General features: G+C 43.5%; 21 protein-coding genes and 1 riboswitch. Of the genes, 7 read left to right on the top strand and 14 right to left on the bottom strand.

Features of this window, described 5'->3' with window-relative positions:
- Positions 1-109: 109 nt before the first annotated feature.
- The gene (locus BVI01S_RS01515; RefSeq protein WP_061808951.1) at positions 110-1,018 is read right to left on the bottom strand and encodes a helix-turn-helix domain-containing protein; all 909 of its coding nucleotides are present in this window, start codon (positions 1,016-1,018) and stop codon (positions 110-112) included.
- A 43-nt stretch (positions 1,019-1,061) separates the two neighbouring features.
- On the bottom strand, positions 1,062-1,955 hold the full coding sequence (locus BVI01S_RS01510; protein ID WP_061808950.1) for a helix-turn-helix domain-containing protein: 894 nt from the start codon (positions 1,953-1,955) through the stop codon (positions 1,062-1,064).
- Positions 1,956-2,158: 203 nt separating this feature from the next.
- Here BVI01S_RS01510 and BVI01S_RS23035 point away from each other — a divergent pair, with 203 nt between their 5' ends.
- The 4 genes from BVI01S_RS23035 to BVI01S_RS01495 all read left to right on the top strand — a co-directional run bounded on the left by BVI01S_RS23035 (position 2,159) and on the right by BVI01S_RS01495 (position 6,785).
- Entirely contained in the window at positions 2,159-2,281 is a 123-nt protein-coding gene (locus tag BVI01S_RS23035; protein ID WP_280512975.1) for a hypothetical protein, read from the top strand.
- 175 nt (positions 2,282-2,456) lie between these two features.
- Positions 2,457-3,494 carry an S-layer homology domain-containing protein gene (locus BVI01S_RS01505; RefSeq protein WP_061808949.1) on the top strand — a complete coding sequence of 346 codons (1,038 nt, stop codon included), beginning with the start codon at positions 2,457-2,459 and terminating at the stop codon, positions 3,492-3,494.
- Between the two features lie 177 nt (positions 3,495-3,671).
- Positions 3,672-6,182, top strand: coding sequence for a bifunctional 2',3'-cyclic-nucleotide 2'-phosphodiesterase/3'-nucleotidase (locus BVI01S_RS01500; RefSeq protein WP_061808948.1), 2,511 nt, complete (start codon positions 3,672-3,674; stop codon positions 6,180-6,182).
- A 279-nt stretch (positions 6,183-6,461) separates the two neighbouring features.
- Positions 6,462-6,785 (top strand): hypothetical protein, encoded by a 324-nt coding sequence (locus BVI01S_RS01495; protein ID WP_156477282.1) that lies wholly within the window; start codon positions 6,462-6,464, stop codon positions 6,783-6,785.
- A gap of 505 nt (positions 6,786-7,290) precedes the next feature.
- Here BVI01S_RS01495 and BVI01S_RS01490 read toward each other — a convergent pair.
- The 10 genes from BVI01S_RS01490 to BVI01S_RS01445 all read right to left on the bottom strand — a co-directional run bounded on the left by BVI01S_RS01490 (position 7,291) and on the right by BVI01S_RS01445 (position 21,092).
- Positions 7,291-7,812 carry a hypothetical protein gene (locus BVI01S_RS01490; RefSeq protein WP_061808946.1) on the bottom strand — a complete coding sequence of 174 codons (522 nt, stop codon included), beginning with the start codon at positions 7,810-7,812 and terminating at the stop codon, positions 7,291-7,293.
- Positions 7,813-8,045: 233 nt separating this feature from the next.
- Positions 8,046-12,917: a S8 family serine peptidase gene (locus BVI01S_RS01485; protein WP_061808945.1), complete on the bottom strand. Its 4,872-nt coding sequence runs from the start codon at positions 12,915-12,917 to the stop codon at positions 8,046-8,048.
- A 372-nt stretch (positions 12,918-13,289) separates the two neighbouring features.
- Complete coding sequence (gene hutG, locus BVI01S_RS01480) at positions 13,290-14,240, bottom strand: formimidoylglutamase (protein WP_061808944.1); 951 nt, start codon at positions 14,238-14,240, stop codon at positions 13,290-13,292.
- Entirely contained in the window at positions 14,218-15,501 is a 1,284-nt protein-coding gene (gene hutI / locus BVI01S_RS01475; protein ID WP_082804614.1) for an imidazolonepropionase, read from the bottom strand. The genes hutG and hutI overlap by 23 nt, the downstream gene beginning before the upstream one ends.
- Before the next feature lies 1 nt (position 15,502).
- Positions 15,503-17,173, bottom strand: a complete 1,671-nt coding sequence (hutU, locus tag BVI01S_RS01470; protein WP_061808943.1) for a urocanate hydratase — start codon at positions 17,171-17,173, stop codon at positions 15,503-15,505.
- The gene (gene hutH, locus BVI01S_RS01465) at positions 17,166-18,698 is read right to left on the bottom strand and encodes a histidine ammonia-lyase (protein WP_061808942.1); all 1,533 of its coding nucleotides are present in this window, start codon (positions 18,696-18,698) and stop codon (positions 17,166-17,168) included. Before hutH ends, hutU begins: the two co-directional genes overlap by 8 nt.
- 233 nt (positions 18,699-18,931) lie before the next feature.
- Entirely contained in the window at positions 18,932-19,378 is a 447-nt protein-coding gene (gene hutP / locus BVI01S_RS01460) for a histidine utilization transcription antiterminator HutP (protein ID WP_079534321.1), read from the bottom strand.
- Positions 19,379-19,600: 222 nt separating this feature from the next.
- Positions 19,601-19,963 carry a hypothetical protein gene (locus tag BVI01S_RS01455; protein ID WP_156477281.1) on the bottom strand — a complete coding sequence of 121 codons (363 nt, stop codon included), beginning with the start codon at positions 19,961-19,963 and terminating at the stop codon, positions 19,601-19,603.
- 10 nt (positions 19,964-19,973) lie between these two features.
- Entirely contained in the window at positions 19,974-20,756 is a 783-nt protein-coding gene (locus BVI01S_RS01450) for a transposase (RefSeq protein ID WP_244886827.1), read from the bottom strand.
- A gap of 147 nt (positions 20,757-20,903) precedes the next feature.
- Positions 20,904-21,092: a hypothetical protein gene (locus tag BVI01S_RS01445; RefSeq protein WP_061808940.1), complete on the bottom strand. Its 189-nt coding sequence runs from the start codon at positions 21,090-21,092 to the stop codon at positions 20,904-20,906.
- Between the two features lie 196 nt (positions 21,093-21,288).
- Between BVI01S_RS01445 and BVI01S_RS01440 the strand changes: the two genes are divergently transcribed.
- On the top strand, positions 21,289-21,702 hold the full coding sequence (locus tag BVI01S_RS01440) for a helix-turn-helix domain-containing protein (protein WP_244886831.1): 414 nt from the start codon (positions 21,289-21,291) through the stop codon (positions 21,700-21,702).
- Between the two features lie 157 nt (positions 21,703-21,859).
- Here BVI01S_RS01440 and BVI01S_RS22410 read toward each other — a convergent pair whose 3' ends face one another.
- Positions 21,860-22,021, bottom strand: a complete 162-nt coding sequence (locus BVI01S_RS22410) for a YwzD family small protein (protein WP_156477280.1) — start codon at positions 22,019-22,021, stop codon at positions 21,860-21,862.
- Between the two features lie 198 nt (positions 22,022-22,219).
- Positions 22,220-22,295, top strand: a riboswitch (cyclic di-GMP riboswitch).
- 262 nt (positions 22,296-22,557) lie between these two features.
- Between BVI01S_RS22410 and BVI01S_RS01435 the strand changes: the two genes are divergently transcribed.
- Both BVI01S_RS01435 and BVI01S_RS01430 read left to right on the top strand, forming a co-directional pair.
- Positions 22,558-23,223, top strand: a complete 666-nt coding sequence (locus tag BVI01S_RS01435; protein ID WP_061808938.1) for a hypothetical protein — start codon at positions 22,558-22,560, stop codon at positions 23,221-23,223.
- A gap of 23 nt (positions 23,224-23,246) precedes the next feature.
- Entirely contained in the window at positions 23,247-24,482 is a 1,236-nt protein-coding gene (locus BVI01S_RS01430) for an efflux RND transporter periplasmic adaptor subunit (protein WP_061808937.1), read from the top strand.
- Positions 24,483-24,522: 40 nt separating this feature from the next.
- On the opposite strand, the gene BVI01S_RS22695 is transcribed toward BVI01S_RS01430, so the two are convergent.
- A complete protein-coding gene (locus BVI01S_RS22695) occupies positions 24,523-25,044 on the bottom strand; it encodes a hypothetical protein (RefSeq protein WP_061808936.1) in 522 nt (173 codons plus the stop codon).
- Between the last annotated feature and the right edge of the window lies 1 nt (position 25,045).

Genomic DNA, 25,045 nt, shown 5'->3' with positions numbered 1-25,045 from the left:
TTCTATTACACTAGTAATGTCTGTTAAACAACCAAAAATTGGAAAGTTTTTGATTAGAAGAGATTGGGGAGGTTAAGCTGGCCTGAGATTCCGTTCCTCGGCCTATTTGTTAAGTTGAACGATGGTCCTGCCCATTCACCCTCGCCTCCAATTGCTCGATTCTTTGAGAAATAAGGGGAAGGTATTTCTGATCTTCCAGCAGTTCGAAGATGAGTCTGGACTTTTTAAAGTAGCTGATGGCACCGGGAATGTCATGTTGAAGTTCAAGGATATACCCCTTTTGATAATGAAATTCTCCAAGCAGATACATATTTTCATTTTCAAGGCACCACTTGATCCCTTCATTACAGTATCTCAAGGACTCCTCGTCATTCCTTAAACGAGTATGCACCCGGGCGATGTTATAAAGCAGCTTCGTTTGGATCCGGATATCGTTTAAATGGGGATGGGTCTTCAGGCGAAGGGCCACACGATCATAAAGAGTCAACGCTTCTTCATACTGCTGCAGTGAGAACTTGATGACCCCCATGGATAGGATGATCTCCATCTCCCTTTCCGATAATGCCTTCTTGTCATTTCCTGTTATATTCAACGCATGTATTAAGGTAGCAAACGATTTCTCTCCTTGATTTTCAACTTCCTTTTCGTAAATGCCCTTATGCCAATAAAGAAGCTGAAGGTGAGAAGGATTTGTATGAAAGAGGGGGTTCTTCTCTTCCACCCTCACAATCTCCATCATCTCTTCATACTCCATGGCTTTTCTCAAACGGGTCAGCTGGTTCTCCACTTCTTCAATGTAATCAATTCTCGGAGTAGATCCCACTTCCAGGAAGTAATTCAGATTCACACCCAGTTTATTCGCTATTTCATAAAGCGTGGAGGCGTTGGGATAAATGTCCCCTTTTTCAATCCGACTGATCAGGGCCTGCGTACAGATTCCTTTCGCAAGATCTTTTTGAGTGAAACCGAGGGCTTTTCGCATCTGGACGATTTTCTTACCGATGGCTGTGTAATCCATGTGGTCACTCCTCCTTAGCGGCGGGACCTGTCTCTTTATCCCGTTACTCTGTTTCCGTCCCCTTGGTGGTCAGATCATTGATTTTGTTCCTTAGTAATTGGACGTATTTATCGTCTTTTTGAAGTTCGAATACAATCAGTGCCTTGTTCAGATAGTCCCTGGTTAGGTCGAGTTCCCCTTTAAGCTCATAATTGTAGCCAATATGGTAGTGAAGTTCCCCCAGTGCGAACATATTGTCCTTCTGAATGCACCAATTGATTCCCCGTTTACAATACTCAATGGATTCATCTAACCTCTGTAATCTCGTCAGTACTCTTGCAATATGGTAATAGAGCCTAGTGATAATGGTTAAATCAATCAGATGAGGTACAGCTTCGATGTGGACCTTCACCTCTTTAAATATATCGAGAGCCTTATGAATATCATCATTTATATAAAAGGCTCCCATCGTCATCAGGATTTCAAGTTCTCTCTCAGACCACACTTTATTCGAAATTTGAGTCAGTTTAATGGCTTCTTCAAGCGTTTCTGACGCTTTAATATGGTCACTTTGAACCTCGTTTTGGTAAATCCCTTTATGCCATAGTAATAGTTGAAGGTTTTTCTTATTATGGGAAAAGAGAGGATTCCCAACTTCCATTCGGATAATATCCATCATTTCTTCATATTGTAGGCTTCTACGTAAAACCTTTAACTGGTTTTCCACTTCCTGTATATAATCGAGTCTCGGTGTCATGCCAATATCAAAGAAGTAGTTGACGTCCACTCCCAGCTTCTGTGATATCTGATAAAGGGTCGATGCGTAAGGATAGACAATCCCTTTTTCAATTTTACTGATCTGGGCCTGCGTACAAATGCCTTCTGCTACATCTTCTTGTGATAACCCGATATTTTTACGCAATTCCCTTATTTTTTTCCCGATTGCTGAAAAGTCCAATAGTTTCACTCCTAAAAATATTCCTAGAGTTATAATTTAAATAGGAAAGTATGTAAATTGGCTATAAAATGGGGTTTAACTAGGTTAAAAGACCTCTGAATGAGTTTTTAATGACTTTGAATTTATGGTTTAATATAGTTAACAATTGGTGTATGCTTATATGATACCGAATTTTCACACTTTTGAAAAAGGAGGAAAGTCCTATGAAAAAACGTATTTTTGCATTTTTAACAGCTTCTATCCTTGTTCTTAGCTTTGCTGGAGTCGGTTCTACAAGTGCTGCAGGGGTTGCTCCGACATCTGCTGAGCTGCCTACTCTTTACTAAGTTACCAAAAAATCATTCAAATTCATACAATTTCACTTACACAAGGCATTTCCTCTAAAGGAAATGCCTTTTTTCATGAATTTACCAACTTTACACTGTAATATTCCTATTACACTATTGTAACACTTGTTATATATTATTCTGGTAACTATTTTATTTATCGGAGGATAAGAAATTGAAAAAAGGATTTATTTCGTTATTCGTTGCATTGATTTTACTTGCTTCCACTAACCTCACTGCATTTGCTGCTTCTTTCACAGATATTGGCGGTACGTATGCCAAGCCATATATAGAAGCACTTTCATCCAAGAACATTATCAGCGGTTATAATGATGGGACCTACCGTCCACAGGAGAAAGTCACACGGGCACAATTCGCCAAGATGCTTGCACTTGCCCTTGAACTTCCGGAAAGACCTGAATCCGCTTCAGAATTTAAAGATGTCAAAGACTGGGCAGACCGTTATGTAGGTGCTCTTGTGGATTTCGGCATCACGAAAGGGATTCGTCCGGACTTCTTCGGAGCCGATAACCCGATCACCCGCCAGGAAATGGTCGTCATGTTCATCCGTGCCATGGGGATGGAGGATTACGCACATCTCGCAAACCTTTGGTCTGACTTTGAAGATGAAGATAAAATTTCTCAATTCGCTTATACGCATGTCGCATTTGCCGAACAGATCGGATTCGCTGAAGGAAACAAGAATTACTTCATGCCGACTCAAACCGCAGACCGTGCCGCTGCCGCAAAATGGATCTACAATTTCACCATCGATGAAGATAAGTACTTTGAGAACTCATTAAATGTCCTTGCCTTCAACACCGTCACTCTTGAAAATCTGGAATCTGTCAAAGTGATTGACGATACAACTGTCCAACTCATCAATTTCGACGGGACAACCGAAAACCACAATCTGGGTCAATTCCTGGATGAATTGATGGTCCGTCTGAACTATGAATATCTGTACTTCCTGGACGGTTCTTTCTGGATGGACTCCAACGCTTCAGTAAAAGACGAAATCCTTCAAACCACTGTTACTTTCTGGGAATCCGAATACAGCAGCTACACGTTGAAGGTATCTTCTGCTGATGCGAAGTCCCAGCTCAAAGACCATTTGAATACTCAGTATGCAAATGATAATAATTTGGAGTATTCTCTATTGGAAGATATGGAGACGTTTGCTAAAAACAAAGGTCTGATCGTTCCCAAGTAAACGTGTTAATAAGCCCCGCATATTCTGCGGGGTTTTTTGATATAAAACAATATTCCGCAAGCGTTTACAAAAAAATGATAATAATTAACTATTTTTATTATTTTTTTACTATTTTAATTATTCTTCCTATGCTATTATTAATCTGTTTGACACAACACAATTAAGGGGAGATTTTTTTTGAAAAAGAAAACACTAGCTGGTGCAGCTCTCGCTTTAGGTTTAATTGTTCCTCAGGTCACACCATCCATTACATACGCAGAAGTCATGGACAAAGACATCGTTAAGCTTCGCATACTCGAAACAACCGACATCCACACGAACCTCGTCAACTATGATTACTATCAGGATACAGCGACAGATAAATATGGACTTGCCAAAACGGCTACCCTGATTAAACAGGCCCGCGCTGAATCTAAGAACTCGTTATTATTTGACAACGGAGATCTGATCCAGGGAAATCCGCTTGGTGATTACGTAGCGAAAGAAGATCCCCTTCAAGATGGGGAAACACACCCAGTTTACAAAGCAATGAATCTATTAAACTATGATGCCGGTAACGTCGGGAACCATGAATTCAACTATGGTCTTGATTTCCTCGGTACATCTTTAAAAGGCTCTAACTTCCCATACGTGAATGCCAATGTGTACAAAGATGATCAAGATGGCAATCCAGACAATGACAAAAACTACTTCAAACCATATGAGATCCTTGATCGGACTGTCGTTGATGAAGACGGTGAAAAGCACGACATTAAAGTCGGAGTCATCGGATTCGTTCCTCCACAGATCATGCAGTGGGATAAAGGGAATCTTGAAGGGAAAGTCATCGCGAAAGATATCATCGAAACAGCCAACAAATTCGTTCCGCAAATGAAGGCTGAAGGGGCTGACGTCATCGTCGCGATTCCTCACTCCGGTATCGGTAACGTGACACAGGAAGGTATGGAAGAAAACGCAACGTATGACCTTTCTAAAGTCGAGGGAATCAACGCGATCCTGTTCGGTCATTCTCATGGGGTTTTCCCTTCTGATTCGTATAGCGGAATTGAAGGGGTAGACGTGAAAAAAGGAACCATCAACGGTGTTGGGTCCGTTATGCCTGGTTCATGGGGAGATCATCTCGGACTGGTTGACCTTGAACTTGAACTGAAAGATGGTAAATGGAGTGTAACGAATACCCAAGCTTCCACCCGCTCCATCTTGAAAGAAGACGGAACACCAGCTGTTGAAGCAGACCAGGCCATCCTTGATGCCGTGAAAGCAGAGCACGACGCAACGATTGAATGGGTTCGCAGTGCCGTCGGTGAAACTACTGCACCAATCAACAGTTATTTCGCCCTTGTAAGCGATGATCCATCCGTACAAATCGTGACAAATGCACAGAAATGGTATGTCGAGAAGTATATCAAAGGGACCGAATATGACGGTATTCCTGTCCTATCTGCAGGAGCTCCGTTCAAAGCCGGGACACGTGCGAACCCTGACTATTACACTGACATCCCTGCCGGTCAAATCGCCATTAAGAACGTTTCTGACTTATACCTCTATCCAAACACGCTTCAAGCCGTGCTATTGACCGGTGCTGACGTGAAAGAATGGTTAGAGATGTCTGCCGGTCAGTTCAATCAAATCGATCCTTCTTCATCTGAAGAACAAAACCTTGTGAATGGCGACTACCGTTCCTATAACTTTGACATCATTGATGGAGTGACATATGAAATCGATGTCACAGAACCTTCCAAATATGATGCTGAAGGTGTATTGGTGAATAAAGATTCCAGCCGCATCAAGAATCTTGAATTCAATGGGAAAGCCATCGATCCGGATCAAAAGTTCATCGTTGCCACGAACAACTATCGTGCAAGCGGAAAATTCCCGGGAGTAAAGAACTCCGAAATCATCGTCAAATCACCAGATGAAAACCGTAACGTGATCATCGACTACATTATGGAGAAAAAGACCATCGATCCTCAGGCTGATGGCAACTGGTCATTTGCCCCAGTGAATGGGAATGCCAATGTTGTATTTGAAACATCTGTGAAAGCTCAGGATTACATCAAGGACTCAAGCACGTACAAATTCCTAGGTAAACAGGACAGTGGTTTTGGTAAGTACTCCATCAAGTTTAAAGAAAGCGACACTCCGACTCCAGGCAAGAATTTCAAAGATGTGAAAAATGATCATTGGGCTAAAGACTACATCATGAGCCTGGTTGAACAAGGAATCGTCAAAGGGAAGACCGATACCACTTTTGAACCGGAAGGAAATATCACGCGTGGAGAATTCGTTTCTTTACTGGCACGGACATTGGACCTGGAATCTTCAGGTAAGAATCACTTCAAAGACGTTGCCGGTGTACTGACTGATGACATTAACGCAGCTTACGAAGCAGGAATCACTACGGGTATCAACAGCACTACCTTCGCTCCTCACAGCCAAATCACAAGAGAACAAATGGCTGCGATGCTCGTTCGTGCTTATAATACGAAGACCGGGAAAGAATTCAAACCATCTGTGAAAAACACCTATAAAGATGGGAAGAAAATCTCTCCTACCTTCAAAGATGACGTATTGGCTGCAATGGAATTAGAATTCATGAACGGTTATAAAAATGGTACATTTGCCCCTAAGCAGCAAGCAAACCGTGCTCAGGCAGCGAAGACGATTTATATGTTTTTGAAGAAATAAGACTCTTTAAAGAGAGAAGCCCCGATTCTGAATCGGGGCTTTTTTATACATATTCTCATCATTAAAACGGCAGTATCGACTTATATACTCCGGAATGAATGTATTTTTATTCATTGTTATTTATTCTTATAGGAATATTCCTAGAGTTATATAAAAACGGGAAAACAGCATAAAACGGTCCCAATTTAATCTAATATTGAACATATTGCTTACTAGACCGAAATACCTCCTTTTACAATTTCTGATAGGATAAAAGTACAATAACAGAAAGGGGGCTTCATGATGAAAAGCATAAGCATGAAAGTAAATCCTCTATATTCAGATGTAGATTTGTCGATTGTATTTCAGTTCGAGTTTTCCAAAGGAGATTGTAAGATCGGGGAAGCTATGGTTTCAACCTACGCCTTAGACAACAGCGTAACGTATCGAAAGTCCCAACAGGCTACAACTGCTAGTTTCGAAAAATGTGCGGTTATTGATCGGTTCGAAATCGCGGGAGATCTCGGAGAAACCTGCATGAAAAAACTCCAGCACTTCCTTAAAGTCATCGGCATGAAAGAAACACACGCCGGGTACGAATTAAACAAACAAGATAGCATGTAATGCTCCTCTCATAAAACGAAAAACTCCACTTCATAAAGTGGAGTTTTTCGTTTGGAGGGACGGACCTTGGTTTCATTACCTAATTTATCGCTTGGTACCCTCTGCTTCAACAGTGCTAAAATTTTTTATCCCGTTTAAGGTGAGGGAATCATAAGCAAACGTCATGACTAGATGGTACTTATTGCGTACTAGACCGAAATTCCTTCTTTACTTTTTCTGATAGGTTATCGGAATCACTGAGATCTTTGATGATTCTTCATTAGAGCTGGCTGTGAATTAAATATTCTTTAAAAGTGTAGAGTCTTTTCAGAATCTGCATTTTTATATTTTTGAAAGAGCATCAGTGACATCTTCATTCATCCCTGAACGACTTTACCACGAAAAAGAGAGTACCCTTCCTCACCGTAAAGAGTTCAAAGGGGTTTCTACTTTTTACTCCCATGCCAAGAAGTATATCCAGATACTACAACTCATATGAACATCCGTACGTAATCCACACTGGTAATTAATCATTCTTTAAAGCGTTATAATAATCAATAGGAATCGTTGTTTCTAGATCTTCTTCGACCATTATGGCATTCTTTAAGTCCTTCGAAATATCTTTATCTATCTCTATCACAGATGTTCTTGGTGTCGCATCCGCTGTACAAGCTCCCCCTGAGTCATTCAACTCGATTGTCATTGCTTCATTTTTTGAGTTCACTGTAATATCAACTAATTCAATCGGACAACTCCCTGACTCTTCCAGTCCAATAAAAAACACATTCTTTTCATTAAAATTTTCAGATGGCCTCTTCTTCTCTAGTCTGTAAAAGTCCCAAGACTTCTCGTATTGTGACTGATTCTCAGCTTTTGTAACTCCATAATAAAAAAAGGGAACTTCCTTTCTTACAAATGCGATTTCATAAAAGTCAGCTGGTAAACTCTTTTCACTGGCTATCAGTTCATATTGCCCATCGTCATGGGTACAACTAACTAATAATATGAACATAGCAATAATCGCTAGTAGTTGTTTTGCGTATTTCATGGTATCCCCCTCCTTTTATCTCTATTTTTCATATTAAAGTCGTGGTAATTGATGTAGGTAATCAGAACGTCTATAAGGTGCTAGTAAAAAAGAAGGCTTGAATACGGGGCATGATTAGAGGAGATGATTTTTAAATATTTAATCACTTGCAATATAGTTGGATTCTCTTTCCTAGGTAAAAAAGAACCCGAAACAGATCTGTTAGATTCTGCTTCGGGTTTTATCAGTGATGCTTACATTTCGTCTAACACGTTAAGCATTCTGTAAAGCATAACCGCTGTTTCGGCACGTGTTGTATCAGCCTTCGGATCAAAGCTGTGGTCTGCACGTCCTTTGATGATTCCCAGTTCATTTGCCTGGTAAACAGATTCTTTAGCAAATGCACTGATTGAGCTATCATCTTTAAACTTACTATCGGATTCAAGACCCTTCACAAGTGATTCGTCTTGATACTTCACAGCGCGGACAATCATCGTCGCCATTTCCTGACGGTTGATTTCAGCATCCGGATTGTAAGAACCATCTAAAGTTCCTTTTACAATTCCTGCGCGATATGCTGCTTCAATACCAGCATACGCCCATGCTTTGCTTTCCTTCACATCTTTAAAGATTCCTTCGTATGACGTCATTGGAAGGTTTAACGATCTTGATAGAAGAACCGCAAACTCTGCACGTGTCAGCTTCTGCTGAGGAGCAAACGTATCTTCCGTCTTACCACTCGTGATCATACGGGAAGCAAGAACCTCAATTTCGTCCTGTGCCCAGTGCTTCTGAATATCTTTGAACGTTTTGTCACTTTCCATTACAGCGTACGTAGAGAAATGACCCGTTTGGAAGACGAAGTTGTCTCCAGCCACTTTACCTCCGACATACTCCCATTTGTTTGTTTCTTCATTCAGATAGAACGCCGCTGCTTTGCGCTTATCATCGAACGTTTTTCCTTTAACGGATAGTTCAACTGTAACCGGCTCAGCGAACGTTTTCACATTCATTTCATCAGTTCCGTCAATGACAGAGATATTGAAATCATACACTTCAGATTTTAATGTCACTGAATCTTCTTTAGGAACATCTTTTGTATCTACTTGATTAATAGATACTTTCACTCCATCTTTAGAAGCTTTGTAGAGATCTCCTAACACCTTAGATGGAAGCTCGATTTTTCCGGCTTTCGTGTTAAGAACAGTCGCCTTGTTTGTGTCAGCAAGAGCTTTGACTGCATCTTTGTTCAGGACAGCCGTTACTTTCTCAGCCGAACCTTGATCAAGATTAAGCTCTACTTTTGAATCAGCCGCTTTGATTGCTTCTGTTACGACACTATTGTCTACTGTATTCTCGTCTCCACTTGGTGGTGGATCAGTAGGCAATTGCGGATCAGTGATTACTGTACCCTGTTTCTTGATCGTGATCTGTTTCGTTACTTCATGACCAGCAAGGTCCGTTGCTTTGAACGTGAATTTATTATCACCTTCAACCAACTTAAGCTTGAGGTCTACCGTTTTTTCGTAGCCTTCCATTACATAAGGTTCTACCATTTCATTGTAGAACACTTCGCTTCCATCTTGGTAAAGACGGATTTCATCGAAATTATCTTTCACTTTCACTTTTACATCGACTTCATCTGTTGAACTTCCAACAGAAGCCGGTGCATTTGATACTTCCAGAGTTGGTGCAGATGAATCCACGAAGAATCTGCGTTGGAATTCGATCTTATTGCCGTTTCCATCGACTACGGAAACATCGACCATCTTCACTCCGTCTGAATCAAACGATAACTTCGTTTCAAATTCAAAGCGTTTCTTTTCTTCATTCCATTTAACTTCTACTTTCTTTCCGTCAATCACTAATTCTTTAATGCCTGTTTTATCCGTTACATAACCTGTTACGACAGGCTCAAGTGTATCCACCACGCCAAGTGCTTCAGGAGTCATCCAGTGGATATCAGGGATTGTTGAATCGCCTACACCAGGAACACGAATCGTTGTCATGTTACCAGCATAGTCCACTGCCACTACATCAACGAAATCGATGTCTTTCGCAGCCGTTGATAAAGAATAGGCTGTTGAGTCACCGGCAAGTGCTTTTTCAGACTCACCATTCACCTGTACATCCAGGTAAGCAACTCCGACACCTTTATCCTTGATGTCTGATAATGATAGGGCATTTGTTGCTTTGTTATATTCCACTTTGAACGTTGGAGCTGTTACGTCCACTTTTACAGGGAACTTAAATGACTGCCATTCTGCGCCTGGGAAGTCAAGCTTGGCTTTTACTTCGTAGTAGTAGTCGCCTTCTTCTACTAACGCATCTTTCACCTTACCATCCCAGCTGCTTGCTGATTTGATGGTGTATTGTGTGTTTGGTGTTCCGTCGTAGTAATTTTTACGTACATGGTTTTCGGTACGTAGTGTACGTAAATGATTTCCATCTTTGTCCAGTACATTGTATTCGACTTTCTTTGCATTTCTCAGGAAGGATAGAATCGGTATAGTTGAGTCCGCCACTCCGTCTCCGTTTGGAGAGAACGCTGCAAGATCTTGATTGTACTTGCCTTCTTCACCTGCAAATTGATTGAATCCAAGGAAATCCAATCCTTCTGGGAGATTAGCTGCAAGTCCCGTCATTCCGTAGAATGTATTCGCTTCATCTGTAAGAGGCGCATCCAGTATTGGAGCTTCTGTCCAATCTCCGTTAAATCCTACGTAAGGGATTGATGCCGCATGTTCCCCTTCGCTGGATAGAGTTAGGAAGCCTTCTACGAAGTAGCCGTTTTTGAAGACTGAGTTAATGTCGACAAGGGATTCGATATCATCACCATATACTTTCGCTTCAGAAAGATCAATTGCCACATTTACTTTCACTGTTGAATTAGCTGGTATTTCGAGAGTATCGATTTCTTCATCTTTTGATGTAATGGTAACTTTTGCGTTTTGAATTTCTTGTGCTTCAAGTGCATCTGGAGCATATCCCAAGAATCCTTCATTTGCAAAGTCCGTTTGTACATTTGCAGATACATCATAAGATACTGCTTCATCCGTGAAATTTTCTACGTCTACAGTAAAATTCACATTGTTGTCCACTTCTTTAAGAGCAACCTTTGCGATCCCACTTTCAGAATCCGTTACGACAATCGGTGTAGCCAATGCAGAGTGAAGCTGCATCACACCCGCACCCTGACGGCGTGGGGAGTATGGATTTTCCCATCCAAGGGCATTGTTCACCAAGCTCTTATCCATCACTGGCTCAGAAGTATTCATCATGATATTCTTCGCCATGTTAACGCGAGCTGCACCTTCTAATTTAAATTCTTTATCCACACGTTGAAGAACCAATGCGGCACCGCCGGCCACGTGAGGAGCAGCCATGGATGTTCCGCTCATCATTCCATATTGGTCATCGTTTAATGTGGAGTAGATTTTTCCACCTGGGGCTGTTATTTCCGGTTTGAAATCAAGGTTCGGTGTTACACCCCATGAAGTGAATGTTGACATTGTGTCCGCAGCAGGGTTTAGGGCCGCTACTTTAGAACCGTCGAACACTACTTCCATTTTCTTGCCTGCTTTTACTTGTGCTTCTAGTTCATTTCCAGAAGATACGCTTAAAGAAATCATCGGGATCGTTTTTGCTTCAAGGGCCATATTGACATAGTCTCCATGACCTGTTGCGCCCCTTACAATGACTCCCGCTGCACCGTGTCTGATGGCTGCTTCTTCGATTTTAGCGTAGAAGAAACCTCCTGTTCTTACTACAAACACGATTTTCCCTTCTACATCTTTTCCTTCATAGAAGGAGTCTTCACCAGTACCTACATATACAACTTCTTTTTTCTCATCTTTAAATAAGTCTAAGAAGTTTGGTGTTTCCTGCTTTTGATATCCTACTGTTCCATAAAGCTCGTCATCGAAATAGACCTTCATTCCCTCAACGTTGATTTTCGAGTTTTCTAATGAAGCTACTTGTAATGACTCGCTGGAAATTCCAGGTGAACCGGCTACCCCGATATCAGGGTTTGACGCCATTGGGTTGTAGAATCCATTACCAAAATGAGCGGAATTACCAGCTGAAATGGACATTAAGACGCCATTTTCAACCGCACGGGATACTGCTTTTTGCTCAGGATCATCCGGTAATACGAAAGATGCTGTTGAGCCTAAACTCATGTTCAGAACATCTGCGCCTAAAAGAATGGCATCATCAATGGCTTTTACATAGATATCACTCCATGTTGATGGCATTTCAGGGTCATTACCGAATACTTTCAGTGCAAGGAGCTGTGCTTCAGGAGCTACCCCTTTGATCCCGCCATTCTCTTCATCGCCATTGGCTCCGACGGTACCGGAAACGTGCATACCGTGCATGGATGCTCCTGCACCAAGGTCACGGATTTCGGTATTTTGATCCATATAGTTGTAGCCATACGGAACTTTCTCAGTATAAAACTTACCTGGCAGATCATTTTCAGCAACTGAAGCTTTCACATCATCCTCAGTAAGTTTCACTTCAGTGTCATCTGAAAGAACCATATCACGGTGACTGGAATCAATTCCTGTGTCGATGACACCAACAACCATTCCTTGTCCTTTAAAACCGTAATCTCTCCAAGCTTCCTGTGCTTGAACAAGTTCTTTACTGTAAATCATTTCAGGCTGTTCAGTTGGACGTTTATATTCGTTTACAATATGTACGCTTTGAACATCTGATAACCCTTCAATTAATTTGATTTTTCCGAATTCTACTTCGGCACTAAACCCATTAATAACTGTTGTAAAGCTATTCAGGTATTTAGCGTCTACCTTTGCTTTATTCATTTGACCTTTAATCGTATCTTGAGCATCTAACGCTTTACTTTGAAGTTTAGATTTAGTCGATTCCTCTAAATCTTTGTATCTTGTTTGTTTTTTGTTAGCATACTCAATGCCTGATTCCCCATCCAATTCTACTATGACACGCACTTTATCTTTAGCGTCATAGTCTAAACCTTGTTCTGAGATCGGTTTAGGACCTGATGTACTAGGTTTTTGCTGTTTTGGGCCAAGTGCCGCAAATGCTCCATTTGATAGGGTCAGCAATAAAATTAATAGTATTGCAAAACTCTTTTTGACCAATGTATTCCCTCCTGTTTGTTTTATTACTATTAAGATCACATAAAATAAATCTTAATATTTAGAAATCTACCACAATTTTCATAGTTTGTATATTTATTATCGGTAATTTGTTTGATATTTTTGTCGTAATTTGACATTTAACAGCCTCTCAAGACCTACTCTTAAGGTGATCTCAATCAAAAAACCTATTGTAGGATATTATTAAAAAATATATGAATCGTGAGTTATCTCTATTCACATGTATAAATATACTTTTACAAGATAATGATAAATTAATAGAATTTGTCGTAAACTTTTATTAATAAATGAAGACTATCGTCACCATCAAACTCAAAAAAGCCCGGAATCCATAAACTCCGGGCTTTCATTCAGTCATTTATTTTGAAGGGTTGATAAAAGAAGCAGACTTGCGACTCGGCTCGTCATATCTCTGATATCCAGAGTAGGATCAATTTCCACAATATCCATGGTGTGGACCTTAGGATGATGGAGTGCGGTTTGGACCGCCTCCGTGAGCGTATCCGGATGCATCCCCCCTGGTCCGATCGCCGGGCAACCTGGGGCAAATGCCTGGTCGAGGACGTCCATGTCGACGGAGAGGTAGATGGTGTCGACTTTGGATTCGAGTTGAGCCAGGGATTCTTGGATGAGTTTTGTTATGTTTTGTGGTCTGACGTCCTTCATCGTATATACCGTTACACCCTGCTCGATGGCGTAATCATGATAGGCTTTCGCATTGGCATAGTTGCGGATGCCGATTTGAATGAGATGCTCTCCTTGGATGTGGCCACCTTCTAGTAATCTCCTGAAAGGCGTACCGTTGGTCGGTCCTCCGTCCTCCGTGTTCCTCAGGTCGTGATGGGCATCGAATTGGATGATGCCAACCGTCCCCTTCGTTTCCTTGATGGCTTTGACTGTTGACGTAGTGATGGAATGGTCGCCGCCAAGGATGATGGTGAACGGTGCCGCGTTTGTGCTCACTGCTACTTTCGTTGATTCATAGATTCGCTGATGCGACTCTTCGATGGACGTCGGGTGCATGATGATGTCGCCAAAGTCGATGATGGTTTTGTTGTCGTCGGCGAGGTCCGTCCCTCTTTCGATATTATAGGTTGTGAACGAGTTCAGGCACCGTCTGATGGCGTCGGGTGCGAAGCTTGCTCCTGAGTGGGAGATGGAAGGTTTGGAGAGGGGGGCGCCGATGATGGCGATGTCCCCTTTCTTTCCCTCTACCCAAGGTATCAGGAGTTCCGCTGCTTTTGTTGTGTAGCGGTCCTTGAACTGTGCTTTTCCTGCGGGCTTAATGTGTTGAAATATGCTCATGAAGCTTCTCCTTGCGGTAAATGATACATCCGTCTTTCATGACGGTGTTGGTATGGTTGACCCCGTAGTGATACGGGATGTAGTGATAGTTCGGAACATCCCATAGGACGATATCGGCTTTACGGCCAGGGATCAGCTTTCCTGCCGAATCTCCCCTGTTGATGGCGTAGGCTGAGTTGACGGTGACGGCGTTCCAGATTTCTTCCGGTGTCATTTTCAATTGCAGGGATGCCAGGTTCATGATGAACTGCAGGTTCTCCGTCGGTGAACTTCCCGGGTTGAAGTCTGTTGACAGGGCGACTGCCGCTCCCGCTTCCAGCATGCCTCTTGCGTTGGCGAACTTGCCTTTGTTCAGATAGAAGGACGTACCTGGGAGAAGGACGGCGATCGTGTCGGTTGCTCCCAGTGCCTTGATGCCTTTGTCCGATGCCCCGACTAAGTGGTCTCCGCTTGTGGCCCCGATTTCCGTTGCCATTTCCGTTCCGCCGAGTGGATCGATTTCGTCGGCGTGGATTTTGACGGAGAAACCTTTTTCTTTTGCTTTGGTTAAGAATTCTCGTGATTGTTCAACGGTGAATACACCTGTTTCGCAGAAGATGTCGACGAATTCGGCGAGCTGTTCTTTTTCGATGTCATTTAATAGGTCCAGCATTTCTTCTAAAAATTCATCGGAGCGTCCTTTGAATTCCGGTGGGATAGCGTGTGCTCCCAGGAATGTGGAGACGATATCTGCCGGGTGTGTTTCGTTTAGTTGTTTTGCTACTTTTAATTGTTTCAGTTCTGTCTGGCGGTCAAGACCGTATCCGCTCTTCGCTTCTACCGTTGTGACTCCATATGAAATCATCCTGTTTAAGTGGAAACGGGCCTTCGTTAGAAGCTCCTCTTCCGATGCTTCGCGGGTGGCACCTACTGTAGATAGAATGCCGCCTCCCCGCTTCAGGATTTCTAAGTATGGAACACCCTGCTGCTTGAGGGCCATTTCGTGTTCACGGGAGCCGCCGAAGACCAGATGGGTGTGCGGGTCTACTAGACCGGGTGAGACGAGCTTCCCTTCTGCATCGATTCGTTCCGTTGCTTTGAGAGATTTTGCCTCTTCGTGTGTACCGATCCAGGCGACAAGGCCGTCCTTGATGGCAATGGCTGAATTCTCGAGAACGGGAAGCTTGCTCATCTCTTCCCCTTTCAGAGGTCCGTCCCCATGATCCATCGTCAGGAGCTGGCCGATGTTGTCGATGATGGTGTCGAATTGTGTAGTTGTCATCTTATTCTCCTCCTTTGTTCATTGGGATGTGGATGTTGTGTTTTTCGGCTGTTTTTTCTGCGATATCATAGCCTGCGTCGACGTGGCGGATGACGCCCATTCCAGGGTCAGTAGTCAGTACGCGTTCCAGGCGTTCCTTGGCAAGGTCCGTCCCGTCTGCTACAACAACCATTCCGGCGTGTAATGAGTAGCCCATTCCTACTCCGCCGCCGTGGTGGAAGGAGATCCACGAGCCGCCTGCCGCGGTGTTGATGAGGGCGTTCAGGATTGCCCAGTCACCCACTGCGTCACTGCCGTCCTTCATACTTTCCGTTTCACGGTTCGGTGAAGCGACGGATCCGCAGTCCAGATGGTCACGGCCGATGACGACTGGTGCTTTCAGCTCTCCGTTCTTCACCAATTCATTGATGGCAAGACCCATCTTCACACGCTCACCGTAGCCAAGCCAGCAAATACGGGAAGGAAGGCCTTGGAATGCCACTTGCTCCTGGGCCATATCGATCCAGCGATTCAGTGCTTCATTTTCCGGGAAGAGCTCTTTGATCAGACGATCTGTTCTGTAGATGTCCTCCGGGTCACCTGATAGTGCCGCCCAGCGGAATGGTCCTTTTCCTTCACAGAATAATGGACGGATGTATGCCGGGACGAATCCAGGGAAATCAAAGGCATTGTCGACCCCTTCATCCTTCGCTACTTGACGGATGTTGTTGCCGTAGTCAAATACGATGGAGCCACGGTGTTGGAACTCGAGCATCGCTTCCACGTGTTTGGCCATACTTTTTTGTGATAGTGCTGTGTAAGTTTTCGGGTCCTGCTTGCGAAGCTCTGCAGCGGCTTCGAGTGTGTATCCTTCTGGAACATAGCCGTTTAGTGGATCGTGAGCTGATGTCTGGTCGGTTACGATATCGATTTTGACATCACGCTTGAGCAGCTCATGATGAATCTCTGCTGCGTTTCCAAGTAGAGCGATGGAAAGTGCCTTGCCCTGGTCACGAGCTTCATACGCCATCATCAATGCTTCTTCGATGGAATCGGTTTTGACGTCGCAGTATTTCGTGTCGAGGCGCTTCTGGATACGCTCTGCGTCCACGTCGACAGCAATCACGACTCCACCGTTCATCGTAACGGCCAGTGGCTGCGCCCCGCCCATTCCGCCTAATCCGGCTGTAAGGGTGATCGTTCCTTTAAGAGAGTTGTTAAAATGTTTCTTCGCCAGTGCCGCGAACGTTTCGTACGTCCCTTGCAGGATTCCTTGTGTTCCAATATAAATCCAGCTTCCCGCCGTCATTTGGCCGTACATCATGAGTCCTTTTTGATCAAGCTCGTGGAAGTGCTCCCAGTTTGCCCATTTTGGTACGAGGACTGAGTTCGATAGCAGTACCCTTGGAGCTGCTTTATGAGTTTTGAACACACCAACCGGTTTTCCGGATTGAACGAGCATGGTTTCATCGTTCTCCAGGTTTCTGAGCGTATGGACGATGGCATCGAAAGACTCCCAGTTACGGGCCGCTTTCCCGATTCCGCCGTATACGACAAGCTCTTCCGGAATTTCCGCTACTTCTGGATCAAGGTTATTGTAGAGCATGCGAAGAACCGCTTCCTGCTCCCATCCTTTACATTCGAGGTCCGTCCCTCTTTTCACTTGTACGATTCGTTTGTCTGCTTTAACCATTTGTCGTTTCCTCCTTTGTTTTGGTTGGTTTGATCAGTGTGCTTAGTGTTGTTTGCTGCAGCCACTCGTTGGCTTTTTCTATATCTTTCGAGAAGATCCGGTCCTTCGTGATGGAAGGAATGACCTTTCTCGCTGCTTCGTAAAATTGTCTTGTCTTGCTTGCCATGAGGTCCGTCCCTCTGTGTTCTGCTGCCTGCAGGTTGCAGATGAGTTCGACGGCGAGGACTCTTCTTGTGTTCTGCAGGATCTGGTAAGCGTGACGTGATCCGATCGTTCCCATGCTGACGTGGTCTTCCTGGTTAGCCGATGATGGGATTGAGTCGACGCTCGCCGGATGGGCCAGTGTTTTATTTTCCGATACGAGTGATGCCGCGCAGTATTGCATGATCATGGCACCTGATTGCAGTCCTGGTTGCGGACTCAGGAATGGTGGCAGGTCATTTAACTGCGGGTTCACAAGTCGTTCGATCCGTCGCTCTGAAATGTTGGCAAGTTCTGCGATGGCGATTTTCATGAAGTCCATGGCAAACGCGATCGGCTGCCCGTGGAAGTTCCCTCCTGAGATGACCTTTTCCCCGTCATCGAAAATGAGCGGGTTATCCGTTGCCGCGTTCATTTCGATTTCGAGTTTTTCTTTTACATAGTCAAGTGCCTGCCAGGAGGCTCCGTGAACCTGAGGGATGCATCTTAACGAATAGGCATCCTGTACCCGGAGTTCTCCCTGCTTCGTTGTAAGCTTGCTGTCTTCGAGGTAGTCCCGGATTCTTTGAGCCGTTGCCACCTGCTGAGGATATCCCCTTACCAAATGAATATCTTCGTCGAAGGCATCCATGATTCCTCTTAAACCTTCCATGGTCAGACTGGCGATCATTTCACTTTGGAAAGCGAGTTCCTCCGCTTCCAGGTAACCGATGACGCCCATAGCTGTCATTGCCTGGGTTCCGTTGATAAGTGCTAATCCTTCTTTCGCTTGAAGCTGAATCGGGAAGATGTTTTCTTTTGAGAGGACAGTGAGAGTCTGATGGACTTCACCCTGATAATGGACCTCTCCCTCCCCCATCAGCGCCAACGCTAAGTGGGAAAGAGGTGCTAAGTCCCCGCTCGCTCCAAGTGACCCCTGCTGCGGGACCACCGGATGGATTCCCTTGTTCAGGAACTCAGCCAGACGCTCAACAATTACCGGTCTCACCCCAGAGTACCCTTTTAACAAAGCGTTGCATCTCAACAGGAGCATCGAACGTGAAACGTTCTCAGGGAATGGATCCCCCACTCCACACGCATGGGAATGAATCAGGTTCAGCTGCAGCTCCTCCACGTCATCCGCATCGATCAGCACATCACTGAACTTCCCAAAGCCCGTGTTGATCCCGTACACCACACGCTTCTCCTTCACAATCTTCTCAACCGCCTCGCGACTCTTCCGCACACGCTCCATACTAAGCGGCGAAAGCTCCACCTGCTCCTTCCCATAAATCACCCTCTTCGCCTCATCCAAACTCAAACTACAACCTGTCAACTCCACCATGTTGGTTCACTCCTTCTATTTTTTAGGGACGGACCTCTGAAATTCACCTATTTTCGGTTCGTTCCCACTGTCTTTACCGTTATTACTGGTGTTTTTGCTTTAATGCTCTAACCTGCTGCGGGACGGACCCCTTCGTAAGTTCCTGCGTCCACACAAAAAGGAGGCTCGACCAAAGACAGACTTCTGCCCTTGGTCGAGCCTCCTTCTAACTAATATCTCTAGGCTCTCATTATTTAAATATGATTGATTCCAAGTCCGATTGTTTCGTGCTCCAACCCCTTAATGGGCGCACCAATCGTCCCATATAACGCGACGGCAATCCATTCGCCTTCCTCTTCACTTTCATACGGAGTCCCTCTCACAACGGAGAAGCGCAGGCCCACCGTCCGCAGGATCTCGCCCAATTGGGTCTGACCGCGTGTGACCCCTGTCAGTGCTTCCATAATCGCGTGATACAAAGCATGCATCTCCCGGTACAGATCTTCCCGGACCAGGTCACTCCGCTTCGCCGCTGTTTCTATCGCGGCCACGATTTTCTGGCTGTCCATCGATCCGATCTTACCGGTGCAGTAACTCCAATTCAGCTCATTAAAATGACGGTTCCACTCTTCCTCTTCTCTGTCTAACAGGAGAAGGAGCATGGCGTTCTTTCCGATACGAGTATGATCTGTCTTATTCAAGTGGCATTCGCACCTTACGTGAAAATTCTAAAAATACTAATAACTACTATTATTGTATGGTCTGATTCTTAAGAGGTCAACGAAAAAAACGGTGATTTTAGAAACTTAGAGAGGTAGTTTGGTAGCGTGGTAAAGGGTTTTTGAAGGATAATGGCAGGAGAGCTGGTGGAGGTCCGTCCCTCAAAAAAAGACGTACCTGTTCAGGTTCGCCTCACTCCTCCTTTACTCTTCTTGTTTTTTACCTTTTCCTTTGAATACTTGGGGATTGTTCATAAGGTAGGTGACGGTTCCGTCATCGGACTTCAGGCTTAAGTAGGATAGGATATCCTGTTTGTCCTCGCTGGTAATTGGGCCGTCTACAGGGTATAGGGGCAGGATATTCAATTGCTCCGCTCCCTCGCGTTTTTCGAGTACAATCTTGCAATCCTTTGGTGTGTTGTCGCCTATCCGGACAAATTTGAACGGGATGGAGTGGCTCCGATCGACCGGAACGGCAAACAATGTCGTGAACCCGACTGTTTCGAGGATTTTGTCCGAGTACATGATGCTCTCAAGGGCATGAGAAAATCCCGGTGGACGGTTCACCACGACCAACTTATTGTAATAATGCTGCCCCTGAAAAACGATTAAATGCTTTTTTGATTTCTTGACGATTCTCTTGGAAACGTGAAAATCCTCGAATATTAAAAGAAATTCTTTTCTCATACTTTCCTCCTCCTTGAAATAGGAATTTTGTCCTACTGACTATGAATTTCGACACCAGTATCCAAAACCCTCTATATTTTTCCAAAAATATTTTATTTTTTTCACTTTTTAATTGTTTTTTCTGGAGTTCTTCTTTTTGGGGACCCTTTTCCACATATTCCTTATATCGACTGATTTGTGGTGCCGGAAAATAATTGAGGGTGCGTTCCTTGGAAAGTAAGGGCTTATCAATGGAATGGATGTAGAAAGGATAACTGCTCCAGGGGTATGTCTCGGGATGGATGGTGAGTTTCGCTTCAACCGGATTGTGGTGGATATACCTGCTCGCTTTAATAAAATACGCTGGGGTATCGATCTTAGTGGATCCATATCGCCCCTGGAACACATGCCCGACATAATCATATTTCTTGTTGAAATAAACGGCGTAGCGGGTGTGAAGGATACGGATGATTCTCTCCAGTGGAACATCGTGGGTTTCAATCAGCAGATGAATGTGGTTGGACATCAAACAGTAGGCGTGGATGGTAAATGGGTACTTTTCTTTCGTTTCCTGCAAATACGTAATATACTTCTTGCGATCTTCATCATCATGAAACAGCTCCTGCTTCCTGTTCCCCCTCGCCGTCACATGATACGTCGTTCCCGGACTCCAATTCCGAGGCGTTCGAACCATAACAACACTCCTTTTCTTACTTCACATCATCTTACACATTACCTATTCGACACAAATGCCTAAAATCCTCTTTTTTATTGAGGGACGGACCTCTATTCATTCACAAGTCTCTGTAAATGAAACGGGTAGTGAGGTCCGTTCCCCCCTCTATCTCTCTCTTCTATCGTAATCAAGATTGGTAATGCTTCTATGTGTGTAGTAGATGACTCGCTTTTTTCCATGATGCTTCGTGCTGAATACCAGATTCGACTCCGGTTTCATCTGGATCCATGTGATGACTTTCTTTTCTCCCCTCGTTGAAAAACTGTCTACTCTCTCTTTTTGCTGTTCCCCCATTCTATCTCCACCTTTTCCCCCAATTCGACAAAATTACAATTATATTTACATTTTAATACGATTTCCTGTAAATTTGTATACCTTTTCCAAATTATCTTGAATCGTAATCAAAATAACGATTTCAAAATGTGTAATATCCTAATGCCTGCCCGTAAAACCTTTATCTTGAAGAAAAAAGGGATAGTCGGTGAAAACAATGGATTTACATGTAGAGTTACAGCATTATCGCAATGATGTATTAGAACTTACCCAGAGAGAAGCTGCCCTTCGCCTGAATATCAGCCAGGGCGCACTATCAAACTATGAAACTGGTGCAAGGGACATCCCCTACAAAATGCTGCTTACCTTTAAGGAAGTCTATAAAATCCCGACCCATGAAATGAACCGGATAATGTACGGGGAGGAAAGCGACAGCCTTGGACAGAGCCACGACCCCATGATCCTGAGAGAAACCTTCGAAGACGAAGAAACAAAGGAAATTTTAAAAACCCTCGGAGAGCATCCAAAATTCAAGCGAACCCTGTCATCCCTCTCCTACTTCACAGACAAGCGTAAAGAAAAATTCATCGCACACGTCAATCACTTCTATCAGACGATGAAGGGCTGGTAGAACTCCCCGAGAGGGACGGACCTCACTATCCGCAACATAAAACCTGTTATACCGGGATTTCTGTTCCCATCTCCTCATAAAAGTGAGGTCCGTCCCTCTAACTGTTGAGGTTCTTTCCTCAATCAAAAAAAGCGCCTAGATTCCCGGGTTTCGGGGTCTAGAGCGCTTTTTGGTTTGTATCTATGTTGTATCCTGACTGGAGTTCTTGTTTCAGCCAGTGGATCATAGTGTTTGTGTCCATGTTTCCTTGTTGACCTTTGTCGAACGCCTTTTGGATAACGTTCAGAATATGCTGATCGTCGTTCACATTTCTTTTCAAAATGACAACCTCCTACATCATTAAACAGTTTATATCACTTTATTACACTATTAGACGGCATTTCAAACATCAATTTTATGCTATATTACCAGAAAAAGTCACTTGTTGAAAGATAAATTTTTTTTAGAATACTCTCAAAAACATACTTTAGGCCTATTTAACTCCTCGCATCTATTGTCGATATAATAGTGGTATGGTCTTGAAAAGTGGCAAAATCATCGAAAGGTGATGACGCAAAGCTACAGGGGCTATTACATGCCAGCCAGCTACCAAACCAAGGAGGGATTGTTTTGTCGTTTTTGACACCCGAAGAAATAGTAATAAAAAAGAAAGCTCGAAAAATGTGGATGTACATAGGCTTATTTGTTTTTACTGTCGCGCTTATAGCGGGCACAACATTTTTAACGTATAACATGTAAAAGCGTCCTGAGGCGCTTTTTTAATTTTATTAACTTTCATTCTACAATTTATGGAAAGTTTCGGGGTTTTTCGATAGAATAAGAGAAGTAATCTAAACTAGTTGGAGGCAACCATTTATGCATAAAGAAGTTAAACTCATCCGGGGATTAAGACAACCATCCTACTTCTTTTATCAATTGAAAGAAACGGAAGTATTAAAAGGATATAAACAAAAGATATTCCTTGTTTTCCTATTGTCTGCCCTTGTCTTTGGCCTCATATCTTCCTTTGGAATCGGAATGGACCCTCTATCAAAGGAACTGACGAAACTTTCACCCTTCACATTCGAGATGGAAAAGTTCTTGTTCCTATTAGGAAGAATCATTTCAGGTATATTATATGCCGCAGTCGTCTTGTTCGTACCGGCCCTGATTTTCTGGACCATTTCAGACGAAGGGGAATACCGGAAGCTTGTCATCACGCAAAGCTTAGTTCTTATCGTTTTACTAATTGAAAGACTAACGTACATTCCTTTATCCATTTTCCTTTCACTTGATTGGTTCTCATCGCCTCTATCACTCGGAGTCATCGCTCAATACATAACCGCTAAACCATGGGTCATCTATTTCCTGGGCTGTTTCTCCCTATTTAAGATATGGGTTTTCTATATTCAATACAAAGGTGTCAAGAGACTCACCCAGCAAAAAAACTGGCTCATCTGGCTCGTGATTCTGTTAACAAATCTACTATTCTGGACTGCTACTGCATTTCTGGCATTCCTTGATTTATCCACTCTAATCTAACTATTTAAAGGCTGTGAACATTCATGAACAAACGAAGCATTTTTTATACCTCCCTCACTGTGTCGCTCCTTTTTATAGGTGCCAATACATACCTCATTGAAAAAGCGGACAGTAAAGTCGACCGGGAAGTCCGCGTCGCTGAATGGGAACCCGTCAATAAAGGTGCTCTTGCAAAAGAAATGCCGAAAGCAGGAGTCGTCGCTTCCGAAGAAGAAAACTACATCTATTTTAACGATGAATTCGGTTCCTTCAAAAAATTCCTCGTCAAGGAAGGGGATCAGATCAAATCGGGAACTCCCCTCTATGAATACGAAGTAACCGATCAATCTCAGCAAAAGAGCGTACTGGAATCAGAAGCTGATCAGCTTGAAGACGAAATCGATAGCATCGAAGATAATATTTCCGACCTGAAGCGACTGGAATCATCCCTTCCATCAGGGTCAACCGATGACAAAGAAATTCCCATCGACGCCAGCGCCCTTCAATCAGAATATGATCTAAAAAAAGAGATTGCCGCGAAAGAACTGGAAATCGATCGCCTGGAAAGCCAAATCGACAATCTCGAACGCCAGATTTCAGATATTGAATCATACGAAACGACCCTGACCGTCCAAAGCAGCGTGGACGGAACGATCAAGGACCTTTCCCATGCCATCGACAATCCATTGATCACGATCGCATCACAGTCCACCATCGTCACAACTGACCTGACGGAAAAAGAAATCGTCAAAGTCGATGAAAATATGAGCGCAACCGTTCAATCGGATGTTGAGAAAAAGACCCAAAAAGGAATCGTTACCCGGGTAGCAACCTTGCCTAAAAACGATCCGCACATCCAAACCGAAAGCCTATACCCTGTAGAGGTCAAACTACAGGACACAGAAAACGAACTGCTTCCAGGACACCATGTCTTCCTCTCCATCATCACGGATGAAGTCAAAGGTGCATTCGTGGTCCCGGTGACGGCCGTTGAAAAAGATGGCGATTACAAATATATTTGGATTTTAACGTCAAAAGGCAACGTTGAAAAACGGAAAGTGGAAACCGGACTCGCCGTCAACGGACAGCAGCAAATCAAATCAGGTGTGAAAGCAGGGGAATACTATATCCTCTATCCTGATGACATCCCGGCACTACAAAAAGGTGTCCCTTTCATCACAGCCCTTGATTGGGATAAGGTGAAACTCAGGGATTTGAAGAAATTCGATCGTCCGACGATACTTGAGAATTTGTTGTTGGGGATTTTGGAACGGAAATAAAATGAAAAAAACCAAGAATGCCTCTGCATTCTTGGTTTTTTTAACTTCCATTATCTATTCTTATCCTTTCATCCCACAGAAAGAATATGACCGAACAGCACACTGCGGGCAATGAGATTCCAGGATAAATAAAATAGGTCAACGCTCCAAATCCAATATGTATAAGTCCAGACACCCAAATACGATTTCTCAAAACCTTCATGGAAATGACCTCCGCAACCAATGAAGCAGGCAAACCATACACAAAGTTACCGAGCAGACCAAGTAAAAGCACCACTATCAAAGATAGTAAATAATCACCCTCAACCATATAAGCATCCCCTCTAAAAAGAGACACGAAAAAATAAAAAATGAATAATCCAATGGTAAAACAGATAGAGGTATAAATAGCCACTTTAACTTTACGGAAGTTGTCTTTAACTATTATCCCTCTTAAGGTAGGAATCATAAAGATGACGAACACTCCCCCCAGTAATGCTACAGCTTCAAAGGAAGTATGCGAAACCACCAAAATGGTTACAACCACCATCAGTGAAAAAATAAAGATACCATTCTTTTTCAAC

The organism is Rossellomorea vietnamensis NBRC 101237 (assembly GCF_001591825.1).
GTDB lineage: Bacteria > Bacillota > Bacilli > Bacillales > Bacillaceae_B > Rossellomorea > Rossellomorea vietnamensis.
This window is presented reverse-complemented; position numbering and strand designations above follow the sequence as displayed.